11 protein-coding genes and 1 pseudogene are annotated in these 10,440 nt (G+C 32.1%); all 12 read left to right on the forward strand.

What is annotated here, in order from left to right; translation table 11 throughout:
* The first annotated feature begins 8 nt into the window (after positions 1-8).
* Positions 9-836, forward strand: coding sequence for a glycosyltransferase family 2 protein (locus Q0992_RS09345; RefSeq protein WP_299522912.1), 828 nt, complete (start codon positions 9-11; stop codon positions 834-836).
* Positions 836-1,588 (forward strand): glycosyltransferase family 32 protein, encoded by a 753-nt coding sequence (locus tag Q0992_RS09350; RefSeq protein WP_299522915.1) that lies wholly within the window; start codon positions 836-838, stop codon positions 1,586-1,588. Before Q0992_RS09345 ends, Q0992_RS09350 begins: the two co-directional genes overlap by 1 nt.
* Entirely contained in the window at positions 1,585-2,814 is a 1,230-nt protein-coding gene (locus Q0992_RS09355; RefSeq protein WP_299522918.1) for a glycosyltransferase, read from the forward strand. Before Q0992_RS09350 ends, Q0992_RS09355 begins: the two co-directional genes overlap by 4 nt.
* A 4-nt stretch (positions 2,815-2,818) precedes the next feature.
* Positions 2,819-3,601, forward strand: a complete 783-nt coding sequence (locus Q0992_RS09360) for a glycosyltransferase family 2 protein (RefSeq protein WP_299522921.1) — start codon at positions 2,819-2,821, stop codon at positions 3,599-3,601.
* Positions 3,598-4,482, forward strand: coding sequence for a glycosyltransferase family 2 protein (locus Q0992_RS09365; protein WP_299522924.1), 885 nt, complete (start codon positions 3,598-3,600; stop codon positions 4,480-4,482). Before Q0992_RS09360 ends, Q0992_RS09365 begins: the two co-directional genes overlap by 4 nt.
* Positions 4,479-5,408 carry an NAD-dependent epimerase/dehydratase family protein gene (locus Q0992_RS09370; protein ID WP_299522927.1) on the forward strand — a complete coding sequence of 310 codons (930 nt, stop codon included), beginning with the start codon at positions 4,479-4,481 and terminating at the stop codon, positions 5,406-5,408. The genes Q0992_RS09365 and Q0992_RS09370 overlap by 4 nt, the downstream gene beginning before the upstream one ends.
* Positions 5,409-5,418: 10 nt before the next feature.
* Positions 5,419-6,141, forward strand: a complete 723-nt coding sequence (locus Q0992_RS09375; protein ID WP_299522929.1) for a class I SAM-dependent methyltransferase — start codon at positions 5,419-5,421, stop codon at positions 6,139-6,141.
* 12 nt (positions 6,142-6,153) lie between these two features.
* Positions 6,154-7,170 (forward strand): glycosyltransferase family A protein, encoded by a 1,017-nt coding sequence (locus Q0992_RS09380; RefSeq protein WP_299522932.1) that lies wholly within the window; start codon positions 6,154-6,156, stop codon positions 7,168-7,170.
* Between the two features lie 2 nt (positions 7,171-7,172).
* Positions 7,173-8,291 carry a glycosyltransferase family 4 protein gene (locus tag Q0992_RS09385; RefSeq protein WP_299522934.1) on the forward strand — a complete coding sequence of 373 codons (1,119 nt, stop codon included), beginning with the start codon at positions 7,173-7,175 and terminating at the stop codon, positions 8,289-8,291.
* 5 nt (positions 8,292-8,296) lie between these two features.
* A complete protein-coding gene (locus tag Q0992_RS09390) occupies positions 8,297-9,241 on the forward strand; it encodes a sulfotransferase (protein WP_299522937.1) in 945 nt (314 codons plus the stop codon).
* On the forward strand, positions 9,234-10,148 hold the full coding sequence (locus tag Q0992_RS09395) for a PIG-L deacetylase family protein (RefSeq protein ID WP_299522940.1): 915 nt from the start codon (positions 9,234-9,236) through the stop codon (positions 10,146-10,148). The genes Q0992_RS09390 and Q0992_RS09395 overlap by 8 nt, the downstream gene beginning before the upstream one ends.
* A pseudogene (locus Q0992_RS09400) lies at positions 10,145-10,440 on the forward strand (acylneuraminate cytidylyltransferase family protein); the annotation flags it as partial. The gene Q0992_RS09395 and the pseudogene Q0992_RS09400, both read left to right, overlap by 4 nt.

A 10,440-nucleotide genomic window follows, 5' to 3' on the forward strand; every position in this document is an offset into this window, starting at 1 on the left:
AAAATAGATTGAAAGAACTTACAATAATAACAGTTAATTATAACAATGCCTCAGGTTTGAGAGATACCATTATCAGTGTCAAAAATCAAAATATAGATACTATAGAGCATGTTGTGATTGACGGTGCTTCTTCGGATGGCAGTATATCGATTTTAGAAGAATATACTTCGCATGTAAAATATAAAACCGAACCAGATTCGGGTGTTTATGAGGCCATGAATAAAGGGATAAAACTAGCTGAAGGTAAGTTTTTGTTGTTTCTAAATAGTGGTGATGTATTGCATGATGATAATGTATTAACAAACGTGCTTCCAAAACTTAAATCAGAATATGCGATTTGCTATGGTAATCTGGTTTTTAAGTCAGAATCAGATAGGTTTGTACAGAAATATCCTGAGCGCTTAAGTTTTAGTTTTTTCTTAAAAGAGTCTTTGCCACATCCAGCAACATTTATACAGAAATCTTTATTTGATACGTTATTTTTTTATTCTGAGACTTTTAAAATAGTTTCGGACTGGGAGTTTTTTATATGTGCCATTTGCAAGGAAAATGTAGCTTACAAATATTTGGATGAGACAATTTCTATTTTTGGATTAGACGGTATGTCAAACCACCCATCAAACAAGAAAGTTATAGAAGCAGAAAGAAAACAAGTACTACAAAAACATTTTCCTGCATTTATAGAAGATTATAGTGATATTAACTTGTTAGAAACCAATAGATTTAAAGCATTAAGAGCATTAGAAAATACTGCTGTTGGTAGAAAGTTAAATTCTATTTGGCTAAGACTTATGTTGTTGGTTTATAAAGGAAAAACTCCAGAACAGCTTAAATAATGATACCTAAGATTATCCATTATTGCTGGTTTGGCGGTAAAGCAAAAACCGATGTAGCACTCAAGTGTATAGAAAGTTGGAAAACATATGCTCCCGATTTTGAAATAAAAGAATGGAATGAATACAACAGCAAGCCCTTTCAAAATAAATTTTATAAAGATGCCTTTAGAAAAAAAAGATTTGCCTTTGTTGCAGATACTGTAAGGGTTTCGGTATTGTATAAGTATGGAGGCATTTATATGGACTTAGATATGCTGTTGTTAAAGCCAATAGACCACCTTTTGAGCTATCAATTTTTCAGCGCTTATGAGGTGAAAAATAGAATCGCATTTGGTTTTTTTGGTGGTGTATCAGGTCATCGTTTTTTTAAAACTATGCATAAGTTTTATGAGAGCAATCATTTTAATCAGTTTTCATTGCCAGTAATCACTCATACATTTTCAGAAGCTATTCATCAAAATACATTGTATAGTGACGAATGTATTTTAGAGCCCGAGTATTTCTATCCGTTGACTTACGAAAATAGGTTGGAGGATTACAAATCCTTTTTAACATCAAAAAGTATTGCAGTACATTTATGGGATCACTCATGGTCGCAAAAGGTAGGAAAAGAATCCATTTGGATTCTCTTGAAAAATATACATATAGTGATGGTAGATTATTTGTTTTTTGGCTACCCTAAATCTTATTTAAAGCGATATGTAAGAGGATTTTCTAGAAAGATAGTAAATAAAATATTAGGCAGAAGTTGAGTTTAAAAGTGGTACATATTAACACATCACATAAAGGTGGAGCTGGTATAGCCACTTTGAGGTTGCATAATGCTTTACATAAAGCAAATATTAAGTCAGCATTTTTATCTAAAGGTTTGAGTATAGACTTTAAAAACGAAACTGTTGATGATACTTTTTTTGAGTATAAGCAACCAACATTAGTTAGAAGAATAATTAACAAAATAGCACCAGGTAAGACAACCAGTTTCATTAAAAAGTTCAATAAAATTAAATCAGATATCGACTGCGAGATTGTATCCTTGCCAATATCTAATTATAAGTTGCACAATCATCCATTTGTACTAGAGGCAGATATTGTTAACTTGCATTGGGTAGGTGATTTAATAGATTATCCAACGTTTTTTAAAAATGTATCTAAGCCCATAGTTTGGACCATGCACGATATGAACCCATTTAAAGGGATATTTCATTATGAAACCGATGCTTATAAAAATTCTAATTTTGCAGCTACGGAAGAAAAAATGTTTTCACTAAAGCGTAAACATTTACTTTGTATAGATAAGGGCGCATGCTTAAGCCCTTCTAAATGGTTACTAGACGAAGCCGCTAAAACCAATATGTTTTCAAGCTTTAAAATTCAAAACGTTATACCAAATTCAATAGAAATAAATTCACCAGAACATCATATTCAAAAAGAAAAATCTAGAAAGCTCTTGGGTTTAAATAATGATGACCATGTTTTATTATTTATATCTGGTTCATTAGACATTGAACGCAAGGGATTTGTTTTTTTACAGGAAGCCCTTGAGGATATGAAGTCCTCTTTAACTCTATTGACTGTAGGCCATGGGGAAGTGTCCATTAAAAATAATAATATTACATTGAAACCTTTAGGCTTTTTAAGTGATACCAGTAAAATTGCTGAAGCATATAATGCCGCGGATGCCGTTGTATTGCCAAGTATAGAAGACAATCTACCCAATACCATGTTAGAAGCATTGTCGTATGCTAGACCTGTAATTAGTTTTAAAGTTGGTGGTATACAAGAGCATATTAAGGAACCCATGAATGGTGTATTAGCAAAAACGATATCCTCTCAATCACTTAAACAGGCTATCGAAGATTTTATTAACAAAAAAGAAAGATTCGATCCAGAGAAAATAATAACATATGCTAAGCATCACTTTTCTTTTCAGAATCAAGCTTCAAAATACATTGAGCTTTATAAACAACTCCAAAATTAAGTAGATGGCTCATCCTAGGGTTTCAATCATAACAATCAACTTTAATAACCTCGAAGGTTTAAAGCAGACTATAGCTTCGGTGAAAGAGCAGACTTATCAGCACATAGAATATATTGTTATAGATGGTTTATCGGATGATGGAAGTAAAGCATTACTCGAAAAAGAAAGTGAACACTTTAATTATTGGGTGAGTGAAAAAGACAAAGGCGTTTTTAATGCTATGAATAAAGGTATTAAAAGAGCCACAGGAGACTTCTTATTATTTCTAAATTCAGGAGATATTTTTACGTCATCAGATGCGCTGGCAAGTTATATAGCGCACCCAAAATGTAATGGTGACATTGTTTATGGTGATTATAAATTTAAAGATGGTGGTAAGGTATACCCAGATACCTTAACTCCAGAGTTTTTTATGCGATCTTCCTTACCGCATCAAAGCACTTTAATAAAGAAAAGCGTCTTTGAAACTGTAGGATTTTATGATGAGAGTTATGCTATTATCGGCGATCGAGAACATTTCCTCAGAGCATTTTTAAACAATACCTTTAAATTTAGTCATGTACCTATAGCCTTAGCATTATTTGATTTAACCGGGTTGAGTAATAAATCAGATTTTAAAAGTCAAAAACAACAAGAAGATAAACGTATGTTTAAGCAGCATTTTGGCATGTTTTACGAAGACTATTTAGAGTTTTTTAAGCTGAAAAGACAACTTTATATTACAGAAGGAAAAACAGTGAAAGGAATGATAAGACGACTAATTAAAAAGATAAAACGCTTATTTTGAATCCCTTAGTTTCAGTTATAATCCCAACCTATAATCGTGTTGATTATTTAAAATTTACCATCGATAGTGTAATTAACCAAACATATCCCTATGTAGAAATTATAGTCGTTGATGACGGTTCTAGTAATAATCATACCGAAATCTTATGTAAAGACTATAGTCATGTAAATTATATTAAAATTGAAAATAGTGGTGGACCATGCAAACCCAGAAATATAGGTATTGACAAAGCTAATGGAAAATACTTAGCATTTTTGGATGATGACGATATTTGGTTGCCAAATAAATTAGAGCAGCAAGTCCGAGTACTTGAAGAAAACTCAGAATATGCTTTAACACATTGTTATTGCGATGTTATTGATTCTGATGGAGTACTAACTGGAGATACAGTAGGACGTCCTGGCAGTCCAGAAGTAAAACATGGAGACGTAAAATTGAAAATGATAGGTAATTGGACGTTGATGATGCCGACACCATTAGTGACAAAAACATTAGTTGACAGCGTAGGGTATTTTAATACAGATATGCCACAAACAGCAGCAGATGTTGAATTTTGGACGCGCTGTTCATTTAAAACCAAGTTTTACTATCAAGATGCAGCTTTAGTGCAATACAGAAAACATAATAACAATATGTCTAGCGATAAACGACCTTATGTAAACGTACCCCTGTATTTAAAGCAAATTATAGATAAAGAGTATAACACTGGTTCAATTACTAAAATAGAATATAAATTATTAAATACTCAGATCTGTAAATCCCAAGCAAAACATATTAAGATAAATATGTTAAGAACATTCATGAATTTAAGTAGGCTTAATCCGATTTGGATGATTAACTTACCCATTGTAAAAATCGTTATAAAACGTTTGTTAAAATGAGTGGTAACACCATACTAATTACTGGGGGTGCAGGTAATGTTGGAAGTGCCTTAGCAAATGCATTAGCCGACAACAAGGCGAATACCATTGTTATTATCGATAATATATCAACCGGGAGTCTAGGCAAGATTCCTAAAAAGGACAATGTGATTTTTATAAAAGCTGATGTTAATAACTATCAAGATGTCGTCGCCGTTTTTGGCAGATATGATTTTGAATATGTTTTTCATTATGCAGCTGTGGTAGGTGTACAACGTACCTTAGAAAACCCAATGGCCGTTCTTGAAGATATCGAAGGCATTAAAAATATACTTAACTTATCTAAGAATACTGGTGTGAAACGCGTGTTTTATTCTAGTTCATCAGAGGTCTATGGTGAACCATTTGAAATTCCACAGAACGAACATACCACACCTTTAAATTCGAGATTGCCCTATGCCATTGTTAAAAATGTAGGTGAAGCCTTTTTTAGATCTTATTATAATGAATTTGGATTGGAGTATACCATCTTTAGATTTTTTAATACCTATGGCCCTAATCAAAGTGATGATTTTGTAGTACCGAGGTTTTTAAGAGCAGCACTAGCTAATGAAAATCTTTTGATTTACGGTGATGGTAGCCAGACACGCTCATTTTGTTATGTAGAGGATAACATCGAGGCCTGTATAAAGGTAATGTATAATGACGAATATGTAAATGAAGTACTCAATATTGGAAGTGATAAGGAGATGACCATTTTAGATTTGGCACAGCGCATTATTGCCTTTACAAACTCCAAGTCAGAAATTGTGCATGTACCGGCATTGGAAGAAGGGGATATGGCACGCCGTTGCCCAGATATTACCAAAATGCGTAATTTATTGGGTAGAGAGTTATTACCACTAGAAGTAGGGTTGCAGAAGCTAATAGCGTTTTACACAAAATAATTTTGCCAAAATGTTTTTAAAAAAAGTAAAGACATTTATAAACTATAAAAGATACTTAGATAAAATACACAGAAGTAATGATGATGCTTACGCATTACAAATTATTTACAAGCTATTCCCAGAATTCACTTACTTGCCATTTACTCCCTTTGCCTTAAATCCTTACACAATAGTCCATATATTAAATGATATTTTATTAAATGATAGAAAACAAATTATTGAATTTGGTTCTGGGGTTTCAACCATTGTGATCTCTCAATTTATTAAAGTGAATAATCTAAATACTAAAATATTGAGTATTGATAATAATAAAGGCTGGCAAGAAATTATTAAAAAAGAAGTGAAAAAGTATTCGGGAGATGATAATCTTACTCTAATACATGCAGATATAGTGAAAAATTTAAACGCGGATTATATCGTAAGGAAAAACTATTCGTGGTACGATAATACTATAATTGCTGAAAAAGTAAAGACTTTAAAAGACATAGACTTAATTATAGTTGATGGCCCTGGGACAGAAGAATCAGCATATATTAGATATCCAGCGTTGTTAAGTGTAAAAAATAATTTGGCTAAGTCATTTTGTGTTTTTTTAGATGATACAAGGAGGGACGGTGAGAGAGAAATAATCAGTATGTGGAACAATCAATTTAATGGGGATTTAAAGTTTGAGAAAATGTATGCCACAATTTCTGTTGGAAAGAAGTACTCAACAAAACCATTAAGCCATTAGAGCAAAAATCATATGAGGATAGGAACTAATCCCGAAAAAGAAAATAACCAACTTACTTATGAGTCTTACCACAGGGTTGTGATTCCTGTTTATATTCCAAATTTGGAAGAAGACTACTTTAAAGACGGTCTGAAAATATTTGAGCTTTGTATAAAATCATTACTTAAAACGGTCCATTCCAAAACGCGGATATCATTAATTGATAACGGTTGTTGTAATGAGGCTTCAGATTATTTGCAACAGCTTTTCAATACTCACCCTGAAATAGATCAGTTATTAAAATCTAAAATAAACCTTGGTAAGGTAAACGCAATTTATTCAGCAGTTAAAAGCAATCTAGAACCCCTTATTACCATTTCTGATGCAGATGTTATGTTCTTGGATAATTGGCAAACGGAAGTGGAGCAAGTCTTTAGAAGTTTTCCGGAAGCAGGGATGGTATCGCCTGTGCCTAGCAGTATTGCTTATAGAGGAAAACATTTGAATAGTACTATTTATTATGCATTATTTAAAGGGAAATTAGATTTTAAAACGGTTGAAGATCGAAATGGATTAGAAAAATTTCAAGAAAGTGTAGGTAGAACAATGTATAATGAAAACCATTTAAGCAAATATTTGGTTGTCTCAAATCGTAGAGGTGAAGCTGTTATTGGCTGTGGACATTTTGTAGCAACGTTGAGAGCTCAAGTATTTGAAAAGAGCCCAAAAGGGCCGTCAAGGCTTAAAATAGTCGGTGGTAGTGAAAATAAATATATAGATATACCAAATGACCAGTCTGGATTCTTAAGGTTAGCTACAAAAAATAATTTAGCGTATCATTTAGGAAACAGTTATGAAGAATGGATGAACGATACAATGCGTCAGATTACTAGAAATGAGAAGGAAAGCTATTTAAGTACAGAAGAATTGAACAATGTGCAGAGCATCAATGGAATCAAGATAAGAATTGGCGCAATATTGCATAAAATTCTCTTTCGAAAATTCAAAAGACAGTATTTTCAAATTAAAGGAATTAAAGGCGATTACTAGTGTTGAAACATGTTTTAATATCACATAATTCTATACCAACAGCAACTATTGGTAGTTGGAAGCGAATGCTTACTGATTTGGAATCTTTAGACAAAACTATTTTCGATTATATCGTTTGTCCGTTAGAATCACCATCTATGATTACCAAAAAGCATATGCATGTTAATGGATATAGAAAATCCAGAGTTCTTAACAAGCTGTTTTCAAATTATAGATTTAAGAATTACACCAACGCCTTAAAATCTATAATTTCAATAGAAAAGCAATTATTAATTACCATTGTTGATAATGTTGGAATACTTCTTGCCGTCGATGCATTTTTAAAAAAAACAGATTTACGAAATCAGGTTCAAATAGTGTTTTTGCAACGTGGTTTTGATTATCAGCTTTCGATTAATAAAAAGGCATTATTTTATCAATCAATTGATTTATTAGTTGTACTTACTAAAGCATCTTATAAAAAGCAACTATCTGGTGTCCATGCTTTACCATGTAGGGTAGTTCAACTGTATAATGGTGTGTCCTCAGAAATGTTTTTTCCAATACCTAAGGAACAAAAAAAGTTACTCCTAGAAAAATATAAACTCGCTTCAAATACATATTACTTTTTATGGGTATCTCAAGATAGAAAGAAAAAAGGCTTACATATAATTCTGAATGCCTGGAAAACCCTTGTGAAGAAATACAATAACATTGAGCTTTTGGTCATCGGAACAAAAGCATATGATAGTATACCAAATGTGAGATATTTAGGAAAAATCCCTAACGATAAATTACCGGAATATTATCAGTTAACAGATTTTTATTTATTCTCAACACTATGTCATGAAGGTTTTGGTTTAAGTTTAGCCGAGGCACTAAAAAGTGGAGCTTATTGTTTGGTTTCCGATATAGATCCAATGCCTGAAATTCTGAGCGAAGGTAAATATGGCCAATTGGTAGGGATGCCAAATTCTGAAGAAAGTTGGGTTAATGCAATAGAAGGAGCTCTAAAAAAGTATCAAAGTAATAATAATGTAAATCCATATTTAAAAGATATTCCTTCTAAACTATATGATTTTAATAGGTGGTGTAAGGCTATTGCCGCGATTTACAAAAAAGAAAAAGGCATCAAGCTCTAATAAAAATGCAAAAAGATAAGGTCATTCCATACTTTGTAATTTGTGGTGAAAGACGCTCAGGAACAACAACGCTGTACAATGTTCTGGATCAACATCCTGAAGTTTCAATGTATAAGAAAAGGGATTTTAATTTTTTTATTGAGCCTCAATTATTTTCTAGACATGAAATTAAGGATGCCGAAATAGATAATTGGGAAGAACATGCATCATTCTCTAACTACACTAATCATTTTGAAAATTTAAATGGTAAAGTTGGGGTAAAAAATGCAGATCTTTTATGGTGGAAATCGTCACATTCCCGATTATCTAAATATGTACCCAATACAAAATTCATTATTATTCTAAGAGAACCAATTAGCAGAGCCATAAGTCAATATGTAAATGAATTGAGAAAAGGAAGGGAAACAAATAGTTTTGAAAAGGCGATTACACGAAAACCTAATGATTTGAATCATTGGGAAAAATTACATTTACAATACAAAGAACGCGGTTGTTATATTGATAGTTTAACTAATTTTGGTCATTATATTTCTAAGGAGAATATTAAAGTTGTAATACTCGAAGATTTAAAGACTAATTGGGCGACTGTTTTAAAGGATATCTGTAATTTTCTTCAGATAGATGAGTCATACATCCCAGATATCAAGAAGGGAAATGCTAACAAAGAGCCATATTATAGACGAAAAAAATTCGCTACAAAAGGTATATTTAAAAAGATATTTGATATTTGGGAAAGGGTTACGGAAGCTTTAATTGTGAGATTATCAAATGATAAGGATATAAGACAAAATCTAAGATATAGACTGAGATTTTTCTATCAAGAATCGTTTCGAAAACAGTTTACTATTGATATTAAACTGGAAAAAGAATTACAACGATATTATAAGTCATACAATACTGCATTAGAGGATATGCTAGGTAGAAAAATTGCGTATTGGAATTATGATTAGAAGACTATTAAATAAAATAGAGAGTATATATCAATATCGTTATTTTAGTAATGTAGAAGACGGAGCTTACAAGTTTTTGCTAAAAAATGTATATAAGTCGACAGATGTAGACTTTTTAGAAAATCTATGGCAGTTAGATTATTTTAGAAATGTACTTATACCAAAACCGATACCGTTAAATGGGATAAAAAAAGTTTTGGTTTTGGCACCCCATCAAGATGATGAAGCCATTGGTTGTGGGGGAACTTTACTGAAATTAAAGGATCTGAAGGTAGAAATCGAGATATGTTTTTTAACCAATGGGGCAGAATTATCAAATCTTAAGGACTCCGTTTATATAAGAGATAGAGAATCGAGTAAAATTTGTGAGGTATTAAACGCAAAAAAACATAACCTTGGTATTGATAATGTTAAACTAAACATATCTGATGACCACATTAATAAATTAGTTGGTTTGCTAAAGAATGATTGGGACTTAATATTTACGATTTGGCCAATTGATAATCCGCCAAAACACAGATTGTGCTCTTATATTTTAGGGCTAGCATTACATCAATCTAATTATAAAGGACAATTGGCATTATATACTGTACATACTGCCTTATTACCTAATGTTTATGTAGATATTTCTGATGAAATTGATAAAAAGCAAATGCTTATAGAGCTATACCAATCACAGTTAAAAAATCAAAACTATGCGCATTTATCAAAGGGATTAAGCGCTTGGAATAGTAAATATTTAGAGGTTTCTTCAAAAGCGAGATTCATTGAAACTTTTATGCAAATTCCTGCAATTGCCTACACTGATTTTCAAGAAGTTTATAGAAAATCGAATTTAAATAAGTTGTTTAAAGGACACGAAACCTGTATTAATAGTTTTAAAAAATTGAATAATTCTTTTCATTGAAGACTGTAGCCATCATACCAGCACGAGGAGGTTCCAAGCGTATACCAAATAAAAATATTATAGATTTAAATGGTAAGCCGCTTATTGCCTATTCGATAGAATATGCCTTATCGCACAAAGCGATTATCGATGATGTTTATGTTTCCACAGATAGTGCCGCCATAAAGAAAGTAGCCTTAAAATTTGGGGCAAAAATTATTAACAGACCCCAAGCCATAAGTGGAGATTATGAACCTTCAATTACTGTACTGCAGCACGCACTAACAGTTATGGAAGGGCCTATTGAATCTGT

This window comes from Winogradskyella sp., from assembly GCF_028289625.1.
GTDB lineage: Bacteria > Bacteroidota > Bacteroidia > Flavobacteriales > Flavobacteriaceae > Winogradskyella.